The sequence below is a fragment of the Blastococcus sp. TML/C7B genome (genome assembly GCF_016612845.1).
In the GTDB taxonomy this organism is placed as follows: domain Bacteria; phylum Actinomycetota; class Actinomycetes; order Mycobacteriales; family Geodermatophilaceae; genus Blastococcus.
Genome location: NZ_JAEOAA010000002.1, coordinates 836,598 through 854,221, shown reverse-complemented (window position 1 = coordinate 854,221; position 17,624 = coordinate 836,598). Strand labels below are relative to the sequence as shown.

The window sequence follows — 17,624 nt, the reverse complement described above, 5'->3', positions numbered from 1 at the left end:
GGGTGAGCACCTCTCCCGTCCGCCTGGTCGAGGTCGGGCCCGGCGACGCCGCCTTCCCCGCGTGGTGCGCGGTGTGGGCGGCGGCCGAGCTCGCCGACCGCCCGGACGAGGCGCCCCGCCCGGTCAGCGAGCACGTGGTCCTGGGCCGGCAGCTGGCCGAGCCCGGGACGTCGAAGGACGGCACGCACCGCGCCGCCGTCCTGGGGGACGACGTCGTCGGCGCGCTGCGGCTCATCCACCCGGTGCGGGACAACACCACGGTGACCTTCGTCGACCTGGCCGTGCACCCGGACCACCGCCGCCGCGGCGTGGGCCGGGCGCTGCTCGCCGAGGCGCTCGCGCTGGCCGCCGACGCGGGCCGCACCGAGCTGATCACCGAGGTGGACGAGCCCGGTCCGGACGCACCCGGCCGGCTGTTCGCGCAGCGGGCCGGCTGGACCTGCGCCCTGCTGGAGACCCGCCGTGACCTGGTCCTCCCGGCCGACGAGGGCCGGCTGGCCGCGGTGGAGGCGGAGGCGTGGCAGGCTTCGCGCGGCTACGAGGTGGTCACCTGGCGGGACCACGTCCCCGACGCGCTGCTGGCCGACCGGGCGCTGCTCGAGGAGCGGATGAGCACCGACGCCCCGCACGGCGAACTGCCCGTGGAGGAGGAGCGCTGGGACGCCGCGCGGATCCGGGAGACCGAGGAGCTCAACGTGGCCCGCGGCCGCGCGGTGCTCTCCGCCGGGGCGGTGCGCGACGGCCGGCTGGTCGCCTTCACCGACCTGCACGTCTCGCTCGGCCGGGTCGAGCACGCCCGGCAGGGGGCCACGCTGGTGCTACGCGAGCACCGCGGCCACCGGCTCGGCGCGCTGGTCAAGGCGGCAGTGCTCCGCGACCACGCGACGGCGTTCCCGGGCACGCGGCGGATCAGCACCTACAACCTCGAGGGCAACGCGCCGATGGTCGCGGTCAACGAGTCGCTCGGCTTCGTCCCCGCCGGGCAGCTCTCGATGTGGTCGCTGCGCCGTGACGTGCTGGGCGCGCCGTGACCGGGGAGGTCAGGCGGCGGACGCGGGCACGCCGGCCAGCACGGCCCGCATCGCTGCCTCGACCGGGTCGAGCGCCGCGGCCACCGTCACGTCGCGGCCCAGCTCGGCCGACAGCGAGGTGACACCGGCGTCGGGGATGCCGCACGGCACGATCGCCCCGAACGCACCCAGGTCGGGATCGCAGTTGAGTGCGAAGCCGTGCATGGTGACCCCGCGCGCGACCCGGATGCCGATGGCCGCCACCTTGCGCTCCGGCCGGTAGCCCTGGCCGGGCTCGTCGGCGGGTAGCCAGACGCCGCTGCGGCCCTCCACGCGGCCGGCGGTCACGCCGAACCCGGCGCAGACGTCGATGAGCGCGCCCTCCAGCCGGCGGACGTAGGCGACCACGTCCACCGGGTCGGGCAGCGCCACGATCGGGTAGCCGACCAGCTGCCCGGGGCCGTGCCAGGTGATCTTGCCGCCCCGGTCGACGTCGACCACGGGAGTGCCGTCGGCCGGGCGCTCGTGGGCCTCGGTGCGCTTGCCGGCGGTGTAGACCGACGGGTGCTCCAGCAGCAGCAGCGTGTCCGGGCCCTCGCCGGCCACCCGCCGCGCGTGCACCTCGCGCTGCATCTCCCACGCCTGCTCGTACGGGACGACGCCCGCCCGGATCACCTGGAGCTCGGTCACGGGCCCAGCCTAGGCCCGCAGCCGGCGCAGCACCGCCCGCGCGGCACGGGCGCCGCTCGCCAGGGCGCCCTGGATGGAGGGGGTGTCCCGGTGGTCACCGCAGACGAACACGCCGTCGCCCAGGTCGACCGCGCGCCGCAGGTCCAGCGGCGGCACGGCGGCCGGCTGCGCGTGCGGCACGGTCACGCTGGTCAGGTGGTCCAGGTCGGCGGCGGCGACCCCGTGCGCCTGCGCGACCTCCCCGCGGACGTCGGCCTCCCGGGTGGGGGCGAGCGTGGAGCTGGCCACCAGGGCGCGGCCGTCCGGGGCGTACCGCGGCTGGGCGTCGGTGAGGACGACGCTGTTCACCAGCTGCCCGCCGGGCCGGCCGAGGACCAGCAGCGGCTCGTCCCACGGCGAGGCGGGCAGCACGTGCAGGTGCGTGGTGACCTGGCGTGGAGCCGAGGCGGTCACGCCCGGCAGCAGGCCCGCGGCCGCCGTCGGGTCGGTGGCGACGACGACGGCGTACCGCGGCGATCGGCCCGGCCGCGGTGTCGACGGCCCCGCTCCGGACGGCGGTGACCGGGCAGCCCAGGTGCAGCGCCCCCGCCGGCAGCCGTCCGGCCAGCTGCTCGCCCACCGACTGCATCCCGCGGGCGGGCAGCCCGATGCGGCCGCGCACGAAGCTGCGCCACAGCAGGTCCAGGTAGCGGCTCGAGGTGTCCAGCCGGTCCTCGAGCAGGACGCCGGCGAGGAAGGGGCGGAGGAAGCGCTCGAGCACCGCACAGCCCAGGCCGGCCCGCTGCAGCGCCTCGGCGGCGGTGCGTTCCGGCGCGGCGAGCAGCCGCGGCACGGGGAGGTAGCCCGCGCGCAGCGAGAACGCGGCCAGCGCCGCCTTCTCCCGCAGCGAGCCGATCGGGGCGGTCGCCGTCGCCGGCAGGGCCGCGGGCCGGCTACGCGGGTCGACGACGGCGTGCGCCCGGCCGTCGACCCACACCCGCGCGCCGGTGAGGAACCAGCCGAGGTCCAGCGACGGCAGGTCGAGGTCGGCCACCCGCGGGTAGCCGGTGTTGAGCACCTGGAAGCCGCGGTCGACGACGAACCCGTCGATCCGCTCGGTCGTCAGCCGGCCGCCGGCGTGCTCCGCGGCCTCGACGACGTGCACGTCGCACCCGGCCGCGGCCAGCCGGGTGGCCGCGGCGAGCCCGGCCAACCCGGCACCGACGACCACGACCTCCGCACGCGCCGGCACCGTCACCGCCCCAACCTAGCCAGCGGAGCGCCCGTCCACCTGTGGACGACGGGAACGGCGAGGGCGCCGGAACGCCTACGGTCCCTGGGCATGCCCGCACCCGTCCCCGCGCCACCCGTGGTCCCCGGCTACACCTGCGAGGAGCTGCTGGGCCGCGGCAGCACCGGCGAGGTGTGGCGCGCCGCGCCCCGCCGCGGCGGACCGTCGGTGGCGGTCAAGGTGCTGGTCGAGGGCGATCCGCAGCGGCAGGCGCGCGAGGCCGCGCTGCTGGGCGAGCTGGACCACCCGCACCTGGTGCGGCTGGTCGAGGTGGTGCACCAGCCGCGGCGAGGGGGCGCGCCCCGGGTCGCCCTGGTCCTCGACCTGCTCGAGGGGGGCAGCCTCGCCGACCTGCTGGCCGCGCGCGGCCGGCTCGACGCGGGGGAGGTGGTGACGGTGTGCGCGCCGGTCGCCGCCGCGCTGGCGCACGTGCACTCCCACGGCGTCGTCCACGGCGACCTGTCGCCGGGCAACGTCGTCTTCACCGCGGAGGGCCGGCCGGTCCTCACCGACCTGGGTGTCGCGCGCATCCTCGGCGAGACGGCGGCCGCGGCGGTCACCCCCGCCTACGTCGACCCGGCGGTGGCCCGCGGCGCGGCACCCGGCCCGGCGTCGGACGTGTTCGGCGTGGCGGCCGCCGCGTTCCACGCCCTCACCGGCATCGCGCCGTGGAACGCGGCCACCCCCGGCGACACGCTGGCCGTCGCCGCGCACGGGCAGCTGCCCGACCTCGCCGAGCTGGCACCCGAGGCCCCGCCCGCGCTCCTGGAGGTGGTCCGCCGGGGGCTGGCGGCCGATCCCCACGAGCGGGGCTCGGCCGCCGCGTTCGCCCTCGACCTCCGGCACGCCTGCCGGCCGCAACCGGTGGCGCTCACGGCGGCCGCTGCGGCGCGGCGCGATGCGGCGCCGCAGGCCGAGCTCACGCACGTCGTGCCGGGCCGGACGCCCCGCCCGGCGCCGGTCGTCGTCCCGCCGGCCGGCCGGTTCGCGCGGTGGCGCGCACTGCTCGGTGACCTCTGGCCGGCCCGGCCGCGGCGGGCTGCTGCCGGTGCCGCGGTGCTCGTCCTCGCCGTCGCGCTCACCGGCTGGCTGGTCGTCCGCTGGGGGAGCGGGGAAGCCGGGCCGGGGACGGCGGTGGCGGCCGCCACCGCACCGGCCGGGCCGGCACCTGAGGCGTCGGTCCCTGCCCAGTCGCCGCCGGCCGAGCCCGAGCCCGCGCCCGAGCCCGCGCCCGCCGAGCCGCTTCCCGCCGACCCGGTCACCGCCGCGGACTGGGCGGCGCTGGTCGAGCGCCTGTACGCGGTGCGGGCGGAGGCGTTCACCTCGGCCGAGGTGGAGCCGCTGGCCGGCGTCTGGGTCGACGGCAGCCCGCAGGCCGCCGCCGACGCCGAGCACGCCCGGGCGCTGGACGCGGCGGGGGAGCGGCTGCGCGGCTTCGCGCCGACGGTCGCCGACGTCGTGGTCGGGACGCTGACGCCCGACCGGGCGGAGCTGCGGCTCACCGACGGCTGGCCCGGCTACGAGGTGGTCGCGGCGGAGCGCCCCGACGGGCCGGCGTTGCGCACCGCACCGGCGCGGCCGCCGGCACCGGCACGCGTCGTGCTGGTCCGGACCGCTGACGGCTGGCGGATCGAGCGCGCCGAGCGGCTGGGCTGAGCGATGCGGCTCAGCCCTTCCCGAGCGCCGTGCGGAGGGTCTTGTCCAGGTCGGTGTCGGCGAACACGTAGCCGGACTCGAGCAGCCTCGCGGGCACCGCCCGCTGCCCGCCGATGACGCTGGCGCGGCCGAATTCCCCGAGCCCCGTGGACACGGCGAAGGCGGGCACCGGCAGCGGGGTGGGCCGGGAGAGCACCCGGCCCATCACCTCGGTGAACTCGGCGTTGGTCACCGGCGCGGGCGCGGCGAGGTTGACCGGCCCGGAGACGTCGGCGGTGAGCAGGTGCCGGATCGCGCCGATCTCGTCGTCCAGGCTGATCCACGGCCAGTACTGCTTCCCGGAGCCCATCCGGCCGCCCAGCCCGAGCCGGAACACCAGCCCGAGGACCTTGATGAGCATGGCGTCGGGACCGAGCACCAGACCGGTCCGCAGCAGCACGACCCGCACGCCGGCGTCGGCGGCCGCGGCGGTGGCGGCCTCCCACCGGACGCACAGCTGGGCGAGGAAGTCCGACCCGGGCGGCGCGTCCTCGCGGATCTCCGCCGGCCCGGTGTCGCCGTAGTAGCCGATGCCCGAGGCGTTGAGCAGCACCCGCGGGCGGGAGGGGTCCTCGGCCACGGCGTCGGCCAGCGCCTGGCTGATGGTGGCCGTGGCGTCCAGCCGGCTGTTCACCAGCTCGTGCCGGTAGCCACGGGTCCAGGGACGCGGCCGGATCGGGGCCCCGGCGAGGTTGATCACCGCGTTCACGTCGCGCAGCAACGCGGGGTCGATGCGCCGGTGCTGGGGGTCCCAGCGGTGCTCCTCGGCCGTGCGCGGGGTGCGGCGGACCAGCTGCACCACCTCGTGACCGTCGGCGCGCAGGGCGGGCACCAGGGCGCCACCGATCAGGCCGGAGGCCCCGGCCACGGCGATCTTCACGAGCTACCTCCTTCGGTCCCCCCGGACGCGATCAGGGCCCCGGCTGCTGCCGGGACCCTGATCGAGGTGCTGTCAGGCGAGACCGAGCTCGCCCTGGAACTGCCCGGATTCCAGCCGTTCCTTCACCGTGGTGAGGAAGCGGGCGGCGTCGGCGCCGTCGACGATGCGGTGGTCGTAGGTCAGGGCCAGGTAGACCATCGACCGGACGGCGATGACCTCCCCGAGCTCCGGGTCCTCCAGGACGACCGGCCGCTTGACCACCGAGCCGACGCCGAGGATGGCGACCTGGGGCTGGTTGATGATCGGGGTGTCGAACAGGGCCCCGCGGCTGCCGGTGTTGGTCAGCGTGAAGGTGCCGCCGCCCAGCTCGTCGGGGGTGACCTTGTTCGACCGGGTGCGCTCGGCCAGGTCGGCGATCTTGCGCGCGATCCCGCCCAGGCTCAGGTCGCCGGCGTCGTGGATGACCGGCACCAGCAGCCCGCGCTCGGTGTCCACCGCGATGCCGAGGTTCTCGGCGTCGTGGTAGGTGACCGTGCCGGCCTCCTGGTCGATCGAGGAGTTCACCGACGGGTGCGCCTTGAGCGCCTCGACGGCGGCCTTGGCGAAGAACGGCAGGAACGACAGCTTGACCCCCTCGCGGGCCTCGAAGTCGGCCTTGGCCTGCTGGCGCAGGTGGGCGATCCGGGTGACGTCGGCCTCGAGGACCGTCGTCAGCTGGGCGCTGACTTGCAGCGACTCGACCATCCGCTTGGCGATGACCGTGCGCAGGCGGGACATCTTCTCCGTGCGTCCGCGCAGCGAGGTGTCGGGCGTGGCGGCCGGCGACGGGGTCCGCGTGCCACCGGCGGCCGGAGCGGCGGGAGCCGGCGCGGACGCCTTCTCCGCCGCGGCGAGGACGTCCTGCTTGCGGATCCGCCCGCCGACACCGCTGCCGGTGACCGAGCCGAGGTCGACGCCGCGCTCGGCGGCGAGCCGGCGCACCAGCGGGGTCACGTAGCTGCCGCCGTCCCCGCCCGCGGACTGCCCGGCCGGCGCCTGCGGCGCGACCTGCGGGGCGGGCTGCGAGGTGGGGGAGGCGGCCGGCTGGGCGCCGCTGGCGCCGTAGTCGCCACCGGGCTGGGTGGTTGTGGTCGCCGCGGGCTTGGCCTCGGGGGCGGCCTGCGGCTTCTCCTCGGCGGGCGCCTGCTGCGGCGCCTCCTGGGCCGGCGCTTCCTGCTGGGGGGCCTCCTGCTGCTGGGGGGCTTCCTGCGCGGGCGCGGCCGGGGCCGGCGCGGACCCGCCGGCCGAGCCGGTGCCGATGACGGCCAGCTGCGCGCCGACGTCGACGGTCTCGTCCTCGTTCACCGTGATCTCGAGCAGCGTGCCGCTGACCGGCGCCGGGATCTCGGTGTCGACCTTGTCGGTGGACACCTCGAGCAGCGGCTCGTCGGCGGTGATCTCGTCGCCCACGGCCTTGAGCCAGCGGGTGACGGTGCCCTCGGTGACGCTCTCGCCGAGCGCCGGCATGGTCACCGGGGTGCCCTCGCCGCCACCGCCACCGCCGGCCGGGGATGCCGGGGGCTCCTCCTGCTGCTGCTGCGGGGCGGGCTGCTCGGCGGCCGGCTCGGGAGCGGCGTCCTCGACCTGCTGGTCGGGGGTCTGCGGCGTCTCGGCGTCCTCGGCCGACGCGGAGGCGGCGTCGCCACCCCCGGCCTGCCCGCCGCCGTCGCCGTCCCCACCGATGACGGCGAGCTCCGCGCCGACGTCGACGGTCTCGTCCTCGGCGACGAGGATCTTGGTCAGGATGCCCGCTGCGGGCGAGGGGATCTCGGTGTCGACCTTGTCGGTCGACACCTCGAGGAGGGGCTCGTCGACCTCGACCTGGTCACCCTCCTGCTTGAGCCATCGGGTGACCGTGCCCTCGGTGACGCTCTCGCCCAGGGCGGGCATGGTGACGGACGTCGGCATCGGGGCAGGACTCCTTCGTGGCGCGGGGCAGGTGGGGTGTGCGGGTCAGCCGTGGACGTGCAGCGGCTTGCCGGCGAGGGCCAGGTGGGCCTCGCCCAGCGCCTCGCTCTGGGTCGGGTGCGGGTGGATGAGGCTGGCGACGTCGTCGGCCTCGGCCTCCCAGTTGTAGATGAGCTGGGCCTCGGCGATGAGCTCGCCGACCCGGCTGCCGACCATGTGGATGCCGACGACGGGGCCGTCCGGCGCCTGGATGAGCTTCACGGCCCCGGTGGTCTTGAGGATCTGGCTGCGGCCGTTGCCGGCGAGGTCGTAGGTGAGGGTCTTCACCTCGCCGTAGCGCTCCTTGGCCTGCGCCTCGGTGAGCCCGACGGAGGCGACCTCGGGGTCGGAGTAGGTGATCCGCGGGACGCCGGCGTAGTCGATGGGGGCGGGGTTCAGCCCGGCGACCTTCTCGGCGACGAGGATGCCCTCGCCGAAGCCGACGTGGGCCAGCTGCAGCGTCGGGATGAGGTCGCCGACGGCGGAGACGGTCGGCACGTTGGTCGAGCAGTACTCGTCGACGAGGACGTAGCCGCGGTCCATCTGGACGCCGGCCTCCTCGTAGCCGAGGCCCTGGCTGACCGGCCCGCGACCGACGGCGACGAGCAGCAGCTCGGCCTCGATCTCCTTGCCGTTCTCCAGGGAGACCTTGACGCCGTTCTCGGTGTGCTGGACGCCGGAGAAGCGGCTGCCGAGCTCGTAGCCGATCTTGCGACGGCGGAACGCGCGCTCGAGCAGCTTCGAGGAGGACTCGTCCTCGAGCGGGACCAGGTGGGGGAGCGCCTCGACGATGGTGACGTCGACGCCGAAGGACTTCCAGGCGCTGGCGAACTCGCAGCCGATGACGCCGCCGCCGAGGATGATCGCCGAGGCCGGGACCCGGTCCAGGTTGAGGGCGTGGTCGCTGGTGATGACCTTGGTGCCGTCGATCTCCAGGCCGGGCAGGCTGCGGGCGTAGGAGCCGGTGGCCAGCAGGATGTGCTTGCCCTCGTAGCTCTGGCCGTTCACCTCGACGGTGGTCGGGGAGGTGAGCCGCCCCTCGCCCTCGACGTAGGTGATCTTGCGGGCCTTCACCAGGCCCTGCAGCCCCTTGTAGAGCTTGGCGATGACGCCGTCCTTGTAGCTGTTGACGCCGTCCATGTCGATGCCGGCCAGCGACGTCTTGACGCCGAACTGCTCGCCCTCGCGGGCCAGGTCGGCGACCTCGCCGGCGTGCAGCAGGGCCTTGGTCGGGATGCAGCCGCGGTGCAGGCAGGTGCCGCCGACCTTGTCCTTCTCGATGAGGACGACGTTCAGGCCGAGCTCGGAGGCCCGGAACGCCGCGGCGTAACCACCCGAGCCACCGCCGAGGATGACCAGGTCGGCGGGGGACGTCGGTGCGCTCACGTGTTCTGCTCCTCAAGTGCGGTGTCTGGTCCCGCTCGAGCGGGCGGGGCCTCGTGCCCATCCTGCCACTCCGGGAACGACCCGGCCGGGAGCGCCGTTGCCCTGCCGAGCGTGCCGGTGATCACCGGGGTCGACGAGCGCGCCTCCGACGACGGGAGAAGTGCCATGGGGCTGTTCGACCGGCTGCGCGGCCGGGGGCGTCGCGGCCCCTCCCGGCCCGGCGGCGACGGGCGGCGGAGCACCCTCGACCGCGGCTCGCACCGCACCGACCTGGCCCACCTGGAGCAGTTCGTCGCCTCGCGTCGCGGCGTCGAGGGCTACGTCGAGCCGCGGACGGCGGTCACCGAGACGACGATCGTGCTGGTGGCGGCCGACGGCGAGTGGACGCGCCGGCGCATCGACGGCCCCGACGTCGCCCGCAAGCTCTCCCGCGACCTCGCGATCCCGGTCTACGACGCCCAGGTCACCGGGTACCCCCAGCGCATGCGCGACTGGAGCGCCCGCCAGAAGGGGCTGTGACCGCCGTCCTCCCTCACCGTGGAGCGTCCTCCCTCGTGGTGCACGGTGAGGGAGGACGCTCGACGATCAGGTCACCTGATCCCAGCGCGGGGATCAGTCGGCGATGAGGGCCTCGATCGTCGCCAGCAGGGTGCGGACCGGGACGCCGGTGCCGCCCTTGGGCGTGTAGCCCCACGGGCCGCCGGTGTTGTAGCTGGGGCCGGCGATGTCGATGTGCGCCCAGGGCAGGTCGGCGGGCACGAACTCCTTGAGGAAGTGGCCGCCCACCAGCATCCCGCCGAGGCGGTCGGTGTTGGCGTTGGTGAAGTCGGCCACCGGGGAGTCCAGCCCGCGGCGCAGCTCGGCCGGCAGCGGCATCGGCCACATCGACTCGCCGGCGCGGCGCGAGGCCTCGACGACGGTGTCGCGCAGGTCGTCGCTGCCCATGACGCCGGAGGTCCGCGAGCCGAGCGCGACCATCTGGGCGCCGGTGAGCGTGGAGGTCTCCAGCAGTGCGTCGGGCCGGTCCTCGGCCGCGCGGGCGATCGCGTCGGCGAGGACCACGCGGCCCTCGGCGTCGGTGTTGGTGATCTCCGCCTTCTTGCCGTTGCGGAAGGTCACGACGTCGGCCGGGCGGTAGGCGGTGCCGCTGGGCAGGTTCTCGGCCATCGGCACGGTCGCGGTGACCTCGACGGGCAGCCCGAGCTCGGCGACCAGGCAGACGGTGGCGATCACGGCCGCGGCGCCGGCCATGTCGCTCTTCATGTCCTCCATCTTGGCGGCGGGCTTGATCGAGATGCCGCCGCTGTCGAAGGTGATGCCCTTGCCGACCAGCGCGATCTTCGTGCGCGCGCCCTTGCCCCGGTAGGTCAGCCGGAGCAGCCGCGGCTTGCGGGTGGAGCCCGAGCCGACGGCGAGGATGCCGCCGTAGCCGCCCGCGGCCAGCTCGTCCTCGTCCAGGATCTCCGAGCTCAGCCCGTGCTTCTTCCCGGCGGCGGCGCCGCGGGCGGCCAGCTCGGCGGGGTAGAGGTCGTTGGGCGGGGTGTTCACCAGGTCGCGGACGAGCGCGACGGCGTCGGCGACGGCGCGGGACCGGCGCAGCGCCTTCTCGGCGTCGGAGGCGCCCGGGACGACGACGGTGATCTCCTGCGGCGGCAGCGGCCGGTTCGCGGGCAGGTCGGACTTGTAGGCGGTGAACTCGTAGGCACCCAGCAGCGACCCCTCGCCGACGGCGTGCAGCCGCTCGGCGTCGGGTGCACCGCCCACGGCGGCCAGCAGGCTGACGACCGACCGGCGCCCGGCGAGCGCTCGGCTGGCCGCACCCGCGGCGCGGCGCACCGACTCGGCGGAGTAGCTGCCGGACGCGTCGGGCGCGCCGAGGCCGGTGACGGCGACCACGGGGAAGGGGCCCTGGCCGAACGAGGGCAGGCGGGTGACCTCGTCCTCGCCACCGCGGGCGCCGAGGTCGGCCAGCGCGGCGAACAGCCGGCCGCCGAGCAGCCGGTCCACCGCCTCCGCGCCGGGCGTGGGCAGCGGCCCGTCGGGGCCCTTGCCGACCGCGACGACGACCGCGTCGGCGGAGAGCTTCTCGAGGGGCTGGTCGGTGGCGGAGATCGTCGGCGGCACGTCCGCATCCTAGGAGCGCGCACTACGTTGGGCCGCGTGAGCCCGCTGACCTCGCCCCTGCACGACCGCCACGTCGCCGCCGGCGCCAAGCTCGCCGACTTCGGCGGCTGGTCGATGCCGATCGAGTACGCCGGCGGGGGAGTCCTCGCCGAGCACGCCGCGGTGCGGGAGGGCGTCGGGCTCTTCGACGTCTCCCACCTGGGCACCGGGACGGTGCGCGGCCCGGGCGCGGCGGCGTTCGTCGACTCCTGCCTGACCAACGACCTGGGCCGCATCGGGCCGGGGCAGGCGCAGTACACGCTGTGCTGCCTGCCCGACGGCGATCCGCGCGCCGGCGGCGTCGTCGACGACCTGATCGTCTACCTGCACGGCCCCGACGACGTGCTGCTGGTGCCCAACGCCGCGAACGCCGCCGACGTCCTGGCCCGGCTGGCCGCGGAGGCCCCCGCCGGCGTGGTGGTCGAGAACCGGCACGAGCAGGTCGCCGTCCTCGCCGTCCAGGGCCCGCGCTCGCTGCAGGTGCTCGAGCTGCTCGGTCTCCCGGGCGAGCTCTCCTACATGTCGTTCGTGACCGGGACCGGCGCCGGCGGGGCCGAGGTGACCGTCTGCCGCACCGGGTACACCGGCGAGCACGGCTACGAGGTGCTGGTCGAGGCGGACCGGGCCGGTGAGCTGTGGGACGCGCTGCTGGAGGCCGGCCAGGACCTCGGCATCCGGCCCTGCGGCCTCGGCGCCCGCGACACGCTGCGCACAGAGATGGGCTACCCCCTGCACGGGCACGAGCTCTCGCCCGACATCACCCCGGTGCAGGCGCGGGCCGGCTGGGCCGTGGGCTGGAAGAAGCCCGCGTTCTGGGGCCGGGAGGCGCTGCTCGCCGAGCGGGAGGCCGGGCCCGCCCGGCAGCTGTGGGGGCTGCGGGCCACCGGTCGCGGCATCCCGCGGGCCGGGATGGCGGTGCTCGACACCGCCGGCGCGCGGGTCGGCGAGACCACCAGCGGCACCTTCTCGCCGACGCTGAAGACCGGCATCGCCCTGGCGCTCCTCGACACCGCGGCCGGGATCGCCGAGGGCGCCGAGCTCGCCGTCGACGTCCGCGGCCGGCCGCAGCCGGTGCAGGTCGTCAAGCCGCCGTTCGTGCCCTCGCACGTGCGCTGAGCACGGGCGCCGCCGATCAGGGGGCGGCGTTCTTGCGGGTCGGGTCGCTGTCGCCCTTCTCCGGCTCCGGCTTGTCGGGCAGCGTGTCGGCGACGACGGCGCCCCGGACACCCATGGGTTCCGGGTCGCCGCCGGTGGTGTCGACGGCGGTCTGGTGCTCGGTCTCGGCGTTGATCTCCGCGCCGAGCAGGACCAGGTAGCAGGTCAGGTACAGCCACAGCATCAGGACGATGACGCCGGCGATCGCGCCGTAGGTCTTGTCGTAGGACCCGAAGTTGTTCACGTACAGGGTGAACCCGAGGCTCACCAGCGCCCAGACGACGGTGACCACGATCGAGCCGAGGCTCACCCAGCGGAAGCGCGGCGCGTCCCGGTCCGGTGCGACCCGGTAGAGGATGGCGAGCGAGCCCGCGACGACGGCGAGCAGCCCCACCCAGCGGGCGACCTCGGCGAGGACGGTGCCCAGCCCGCCGAGGGGGAGCGCGTCGAGCACGATCGGCACGACGGCGACCAGGCCGATGGTGAGGACGACGAAGACGACGGCGCCGAGGGTGAGCGCGACCGACAGCGCCCGCAGCTTCACGAAGTTGCGGGTCTCCACCTCGTCGTAGGCGATGTTGACCGCCTTGACCAGGTTGTTCACCCCGCCCGAGGCGCTCCAGAGCGCGGCGACGATGGAGATGATCAGGCTGAGCGTGAGCGCTCCGCCGGCGTTCTCCGTCACCGCCGTCACCTGGTCGCTGATCAGGCTCTGCGCCTCGGTCGGCAGCCCCGCGGTGAGCTCCTCCACCTGTTCCGCGGCCTGCTCGGGGGAGGCGACCAGCCCGTAGATGGAGATCAGCGCGATGAGCGCCGGGAAGATCGCCAGGAATCCGAAGAACGCCACGCCACCGGCGATGATCGGCATGTTGTCGGCATTGTTCTCCGCCCAGGCGCGCTTGACGATCTGCTTCCACCCGCGCAGCGGGATCCCGGTCGGCGACGCCGCGTCGATTCCGGGCATGCGGTCCGGCGCCGGCGTGTCGGGGGGCAGCCGGTCCGGCTCATCCGCTGGCGGCGCCGCCGCCGCCGCCTTCGCCGCCGCGGCCCGGCGGGCGGCCTTCTCCTCGACCCGCTGACGGATCCGGTCGACGGAGCTCTCGCGCGCCCCTGTGCCGGTCATCTGCCGCCCCTCAGTCGCCGGGCCAGCTGCCGGTCAGCTTCGTGAAGCCCTGGGCGCCGGCGCGGTCGATGGCGGCCTTCGTCGCGGCGAAGATCGCGCCCTGGATGGCCGCGGCGATCACGACCTCCTTCATCGGGTACTCGCTCTGCAGCGCGCTGGGGGCGTCGTCCTCGTTCGCGATCGCCTTCCACAGCTGCTTGAAGACGATCCCGCTCAGGGTTCCGGCCAGGATGCCGCCGATCAGGCCGATGGGCCGGTAGGCGAGCTTCGCTCCCTTGCTCAACGCTTCCTCCTCGCTCCGCTGCGCCGGCGGCGCAGGACGATCAGTCCGACCACGAGCCCGACCAGGGCGACGCCGGCGCCGATGACGGCCGGCGGGCTCTCCCGGTAGGTCTCGACGGCAGTGTCCCTGGTGCGGGCGGCCCGCTCGCGGGCGCGTGCCGGGACGTCCAGCCGGTTGCTGAGCGCGTCGACCGTGCGGCCCAGCTCCGCTCGGGTCGCGTCGATCTCGGCCCGCAGCGCGGCGACGTCGCCGGTCCCGTTCGGCGAGCTCACCGCGACAGCCCCTGCTTGACCGCGGCGATGTCGGCCTGGACGCCGGCGATGGCCTGCGTCGGCACCGGCGGGCCGGCCTTCTCGACGTCCTTCTTGCCGATCAGCGCGAGCACGCCGGCGACGGCGAGCAGCACGACGGCGACGACGAGCGCGGCCAGCCAGGCCGGGAGCACCAGGTCCAGCGCCAGGACGGCGGTGGCCACGAGCACCGCCAGGCCCAGGACGGCGAACAGCCCCGCCCCGCCGAACAGCCCGGCGCCGACGCCGAGCCGCTTGGCCTTCTGGGTGACCTCGGCCTGCGCCAGCCGGGCCTCGTCGCGGACGAGCCGGCTCACCTGCTCGGTGAGCTGGCTGATCAGCTGACCGGTCGAGGCCGTGGCCGGATCGGCCGGTGGGGGAGCTGCGGTCATGGGTCCTCCGCTCGGGTGCAGTCGGTGGACTGCCATGCCCGGGCGGCGACCCCGGTAACCCGGGGGAAGATCACGTTCCCGCGTCGGCGCACTAGCCTGCGGGGATGAGCTGGCACTGGCGCCTGGAGGACCCCTCGGGGGCGACCGTCGACCCGTCGTCCCTCGGCGTGGAGGTCCCCGCTTCCGAGAACCAGGGCGACGCCGAGTCCTGGCTGGGCGAGACCTGGCGGGACCTCCTCGACCGGGGGGTGGCCACGGTGACCCTCTTCGAGGACGACCGGAAGGTCTACGGCCCGATGGGCCTGGCGGCCCCGTAGGCCGCCAGGCCCGTCCGCGTGCGAGGCGTCAGCCGCGCGAGACCTTGCCCGGGTCGCGCTCGACGACGTCGCCGAGCGCGGCGTCGATGCGGGCCAGGACGTCGGCGTCCAGCGTCACGCCGGCGGCCTTGACGTTGTCCCGCACCTGCTCCGGGCGGCTCGCGCCGATGATCGCCGCGGCCACGTTGGGGTTCTGCAGCACCCAGGCCACGGCCAGCTGGGCCATCGACAGGCCGAGGTCGGCCGCGATCGGCACGAGGTCCTGCACGCGGGTGAGCAGCTCCTCGTTGCGGAGGAAGCGCCGCATCGACCCGCCGGCCTCCGCGTGGCCGCCCCGGGAGTCCGGCGGCGGCTGCTGACCGGGCAGGTACTTGCCGGTGAGGATGCCCTGGGCCAGCGGCGACCAGACGATCTGGGAGAGGCCGTGCTTCTCCGACGTCGGCACGACCTCGTCCTCGATGACCCGCCACAGCATCGAGTACTGCGGCTGGTTGGAGATCAGCTGGATGCCCAGCTCCCGGGCGAGCTCGGCGCCCGCGGCGATCTCATCGGCGTTCCACTCGGAGACGCCGATGTAGAGGACCTTGCCCTGCCGCACCAGGTCGGCGAAGGCGGTCATCGTCTCCTCGAGCGGGACCGAGGAGTCGTAGCGGTGCGCCTGGTACAGGTCGACGTAGTCGGTCTGCAGCCGCCGCAGCGAGGCGGTGCAGCTCTCCATGATGTGCTTGCGGGACAGCCCGCGGTCGTTCTGCCCGGGACCGGTCGGCCAGTAGACCTTGGTGAAGATCTCCAGGCCCTCGCGGCGCTGACCGGACAGCGCCCGGCCGAGCACGGACTCGGCCTTGGTGCCGGCGTAGACGTCCGCGGTGTCGAAGGTCGTGATGCCTTCCTCGAGGGCGGCCTGCACGCAGGCGTGCGCGGCGTCCTCCTCGACCTGGCTGCCGTGGGTGAGCCAGTTGCCGTAGGCGATCTCGGAGATGGTCAGGCCGGAGCGGCCGAGGCGTCGGAATTCCATGATCGCCGACGGTAGGCCTCCGCCCGCAGTTCCGCGCCGTCGGGCAGCAGGCGGGCTCCGTGCCGGGCCAGCCGGGCGGCCAGCTCCGGGGCGGGCGGGTTGTGGTGCCCCAGGTGGACGGCGACGACGTCGGTGCCCGCGGTGACCGCCCCGACGGCGCGCAGCCGGTCCAGCTGCGCCGGGAACGAGGCGAGGTCCAGGTGCCGGGTGCCGTGGTCGAGCCGGTCGCCGAAGGTCTGCTCGAGCAGGACGACGTCGAACGCGGCGTCGGTGAGGTCGGTGACGGCGGCGTCGGGCAGGGGGCCGGTGTCGGTGGCGTAGAGCAGCCGCCCGCCGTCCGGTGCGGTGACGTCGTAGAGCACCGTCGGCACCTCGTGGTCGGCCGGCAGCACGCGGACGGCGTACCCGCGGCGGCGCAGCGTCGCGCCGGGGGCGACCTCGACCAGCTCCACCGGCGCGTCCGGCGCGAGCCACGGGCGGCAGGTCTCGAGGACCTCCGGGGGGCCGACGACGGCGAGCGGCTCGTCGGGAAGCGCCCAGTGCCGCCACAGCAGGGCGAAGGGCGCGCAGTGGTCGGGGTGCGCGTGGGTCACCAGGACGGTGTGCACGCCGGCCAGCGAGACGCCGTCGGGCGGTAGCGCGGGGGAGAGGTCGAGCAGCACACCGCCGTCCACGAGGACCGAGGTCTGCCGACGGGACTCACCGCGCGAGCGGGCGTCCGCGCACGAGGCGCAGGAGCACCAGGGGTTCGGCCAGCCGTCGGCCGCGCCGGTGCCCAGCAGCCGGACGTGCACGGAGCCCGGCGGTCAGACGTCGGCGCCGAGCGGGACCTCGGGCTTGGGGAACCGCCAGCGGCGGATCATCGTCGCGCGGCTGATGCCGTACCAGGAGGCGCCGCGGGTCTTGGTCCCCGCCGGGAAGCGCTCGGCCAGCGCGCGCTTGATCTTCCGGTTCAGCACGACCGAGTCGACGATCAGCAGCAGGAAGAAGCCGAACAGCAGGAAGCTGGCGTAGCCGCGCACCGCGGCGCTGGGCACGAAGGTGCCGATCAGGGCGACGCCGGCGATGGCGAGGAACCAGCTGCCGACGTTGCGCCGGGAGTCGACGAGGTCGCGCACCAGCTTGCGGACCGGGCCGCGGTCGCGGGCGGGCAGGTAGGCGTCGTCACCGCGGGCGGCGGCCTGGCGGACGTCCGCGCGCTTGGCGGCCTGCTGCTCGCGCATCCGGCGGTAGGCCTCCTTGCGCGTGGTCGGCGGAGGCGGCGGCGGGCCGGGACGGCGGCCCTGCGCCTCGCTGCGGCGCGGGGTGGGGCGGCCCTTGCCCGCGGCCTTCACCAGGTGCGCGGTGTGCTCGCTCGAGTCGGCCGAGGTGGCGGTGGCGGTCGTCTCGGCGGCGGTGCGGCGGCCGGGCAGGCGGAGCTTCACGGGTCAGGAGTCTACGTGGACCCCTGCGACGGCTCGGGAAACGTCGGCGAGCGCCGTACAGTGGAAGAAGCTCCGCCACGGCGGCGTTGGTCCGCCGCAGATGGTGCGCAGCGGACACCTCGGATGGAGGAGGACACGGATATGACGGTGCAGGACACCACGACCCTCGACGGTGGTGCGGCCGGATCCACGGGCGTGCTGCTCAGCGACCCGGCGGCCGCCAAGGTCAAGGCACTGCTGGACCAGGAGGGCCGCGACGACCTGCGTCTGCGCATCGCCGTCCAGCCCGGTGGGTGCTCGGGCCTGCGGTACCAGCTGTTCTTCGACGAGCGGTACCTCGACGGCGACCAGACCTACGAGTTCGGTGGCGTCGAGGTCATCGTCGACCGCATGAGCGGCCCCTACCTCGGTGGCGCCACGATCGACTTCGTCGACTCGATCGAGAAGCAGGGCTTCACGATCGACAACCCCAACGCCGGCAGCTCCTGCGCCTGCGGGGACAGCTTCAGCTGATCCACCAGCGTTGAACCAGTGAGGCCCGGAAC

The 17,624-nt window shown here is 75.2% G+C and carries 19 protein-coding genes; 6 read left to right on the top strand and 13 right to left on the bottom strand.

Translation table 11 applies throughout. The features are described 5' to 3' along the window. The first annotated feature begins 2 nt into the window (after positions 1–2). A complete protein-coding gene (locus tag JKP76_RS17005; RefSeq protein WP_200492035.1) occupies positions 3–1,031 on the top strand; it encodes a GNAT family N-acetyltransferase in 1,029 nt (342 codons plus the stop codon). A 9-nt stretch (positions 1,032–1,040) separates the two neighbouring features. Here JKP76_RS17005 and lipB read toward each other — a convergent pair whose 3' ends face one another. Then, the gene (gene lipB, locus JKP76_RS17000; protein ID WP_200492034.1) at positions 1,041–1,700 is read right to left on the bottom strand and encodes a lipoyl(octanoyl) transferase LipB; all 660 of its coding nucleotides are present in this window, start codon (positions 1,698–1,700) and stop codon (positions 1,041–1,043) included. Between the two features lie 94 nt (positions 1,701–1,794). Further along, on the bottom strand, positions 1,795–2,937 hold the full coding sequence (locus JKP76_RS16995; protein WP_309233029.1) for an FAD-dependent oxidoreductase: 1,143 nt from the start codon (positions 2,935–2,937) through the stop codon (positions 1,795–1,797). A gap of 84 nt (positions 2,938–3,021) precedes the next feature. Here JKP76_RS16995 and JKP76_RS16990 point away from each other — a divergent pair, with 84 nt between their 5' ends. Then, positions 3,022–4,626, top strand: a complete 1,605-nt coding sequence (locus JKP76_RS16990; RefSeq protein WP_200492033.1) for a serine/threonine-protein kinase — start codon at positions 3,022–3,024, stop codon at positions 4,624–4,626. Positions 4,627–4,636: 10 nt separating this feature from the next. On the opposite strand, the gene JKP76_RS16985 is transcribed toward JKP76_RS16990, so the two are convergent. The 3 genes from JKP76_RS16985 to lpdA form a co-directional block, all read right to left on the bottom strand. Next, on the bottom strand, positions 4,637–5,545 hold the full coding sequence (locus JKP76_RS16985) for a TIGR01777 family oxidoreductase (protein WP_200492032.1): 909 nt from the start codon (positions 5,543–5,545) through the stop codon (positions 4,637–4,639). Between the two features lie 72 nt (positions 5,546–5,617). Then, entirely contained in the window at positions 5,618–7,492 is a 1,875-nt protein-coding gene (gene sucB, locus JKP76_RS16980) for a 2-oxoglutarate dehydrogenase, E2 component, dihydrolipoamide succinyltransferase (protein WP_200492031.1), read from the bottom strand. Between the two features lie 45 nt (positions 7,493–7,537). Next, positions 7,538–8,917, bottom strand: a complete 1,380-nt coding sequence (gene lpdA / locus JKP76_RS16975) for a dihydrolipoyl dehydrogenase (RefSeq protein WP_200492030.1) — start codon at positions 8,915–8,917, stop codon at positions 7,538–7,540. A gap of 111 nt (positions 8,918–9,028) precedes the next feature. On the opposite strand from lpdA, the gene JKP76_RS16970 reads away from it, so the two are divergent. Beyond that, positions 9,029–9,436 carry an oxidoreductase gene (locus JKP76_RS16970; RefSeq protein ID WP_309229595.1) on the top strand — a complete coding sequence of 136 codons (408 nt, stop codon included), beginning with the start codon at positions 9,029–9,031 and terminating at the stop codon, positions 9,434–9,436. A 93-nt stretch (positions 9,437–9,529) separates the two neighbouring features. Here JKP76_RS16970 and JKP76_RS16965 read toward each other — a convergent pair whose 3' ends face one another. Beyond that, the gene (locus JKP76_RS16965; RefSeq protein ID WP_200492029.1) at positions 9,530–11,041 is read right to left on the bottom strand and encodes a leucyl aminopeptidase; all 1,512 of its coding nucleotides are present in this window, start codon (positions 11,039–11,041) and stop codon (positions 9,530–9,532) included. 36 nt (positions 11,042–11,077) lie between these two features. On the opposite strand from JKP76_RS16965, the gene gcvT reads away from it, so the two are divergent. Then, positions 11,078–12,196 (top strand): glycine cleavage system aminomethyltransferase GcvT, encoded by a 1,119-nt coding sequence (gcvT, locus tag JKP76_RS16960; RefSeq protein ID WP_200492028.1) that lies wholly within the window; start codon positions 11,078–11,080, stop codon positions 12,194–12,196. Positions 12,197–12,212: 16 nt separating this feature from the next. Here gcvT and JKP76_RS16955 read toward each other — a convergent pair whose 3' ends face one another. Genes JKP76_RS16955 through JKP76_RS16940 form a run of 4 tightly spaced genes read right to left on the bottom strand, consistent with a single transcriptional unit; the run spans position 12,213 to position 14,323 of the window. Continuing rightward, positions 12,213–13,358, bottom strand: coding sequence for a YihY/virulence factor BrkB family protein (locus JKP76_RS16955; RefSeq protein ID WP_200492027.1), 1,146 nt, complete (start codon positions 13,356–13,358; stop codon positions 12,213–12,215). 10 nt (positions 13,359–13,368) lie between these two features. Beyond that, a complete protein-coding gene (locus JKP76_RS16950; RefSeq protein WP_200492026.1) occupies positions 13,369–13,641 on the bottom strand; it encodes a DUF4235 domain-containing protein in 273 nt (90 codons plus the stop codon). Further along, on the bottom strand, positions 13,638–13,913 hold the full coding sequence (locus JKP76_RS16945) for a DUF3618 domain-containing protein (RefSeq protein ID WP_200492025.1): 276 nt from the start codon (positions 13,911–13,913) through the stop codon (positions 13,638–13,640). The genes JKP76_RS16950 and JKP76_RS16945 overlap by 4 nt, the downstream gene beginning before the upstream one ends. Then, positions 13,910–14,323, bottom strand: a complete 414-nt coding sequence (locus tag JKP76_RS16940) for a phage holin family protein (protein WP_200492024.1) — start codon at positions 14,321–14,323, stop codon at positions 13,910–13,912. Before JKP76_RS16940 ends, JKP76_RS16945 begins: the two co-directional genes overlap by 4 nt. A 104-nt stretch (positions 14,324–14,427) precedes the next feature. Between JKP76_RS16940 and JKP76_RS16935 the strand changes: the two genes are divergently transcribed. Beyond that, a complete protein-coding gene (locus JKP76_RS16935; protein WP_200492023.1) occupies positions 14,428–14,640 on the top strand; it encodes a hypothetical protein in 213 nt (70 codons plus the stop codon). A gap of 28 nt (positions 14,641–14,668) precedes the next feature. Here JKP76_RS16935 and JKP76_RS16930 read toward each other — a convergent pair whose 3' ends face one another. Genes JKP76_RS16930 through JKP76_RS16920 form a run of 3 tightly spaced genes read right to left on the bottom strand, consistent with a single transcriptional unit; the run spans position 14,669 to position 17,079 of the window. Then, positions 14,669–15,655, bottom strand: coding sequence for an aldo/keto reductase family protein (locus JKP76_RS16930; protein WP_200492022.1), 987 nt, complete (start codon positions 15,653–15,655; stop codon positions 14,669–14,671). Beyond that, on the bottom strand, positions 15,622–16,449 hold the full coding sequence (locus JKP76_RS16925; protein ID WP_200492021.1) for an MBL fold metallo-hydrolase: 828 nt from the start codon (positions 16,447–16,449) through the stop codon (positions 15,622–15,624). The genes JKP76_RS16930 and JKP76_RS16925 overlap by 34 nt, the downstream gene beginning before the upstream one ends. Positions 16,450–16,461: 12 nt before the next feature. Next, positions 16,462–17,079 carry a DUF3043 domain-containing protein gene (locus JKP76_RS16920; protein WP_200492020.1) on the bottom strand — a complete coding sequence of 206 codons (618 nt, stop codon included), beginning with the start codon at positions 17,077–17,079 and terminating at the stop codon, positions 16,462–16,464. Between the two features lie 141 nt (positions 17,080–17,220). Between JKP76_RS16920 and JKP76_RS16915 the strand changes: the two genes are divergently transcribed. Beyond that, positions 17,221–17,592 carry an iron-sulfur cluster assembly accessory protein gene (locus JKP76_RS16915; protein ID WP_200492019.1) on the top strand — a complete coding sequence of 124 codons (372 nt, stop codon included), beginning with the start codon at positions 17,221–17,223 and terminating at the stop codon, positions 17,590–17,592. The last annotated feature ends 32 nt before the right edge of the window (positions 17,593–17,624 follow it).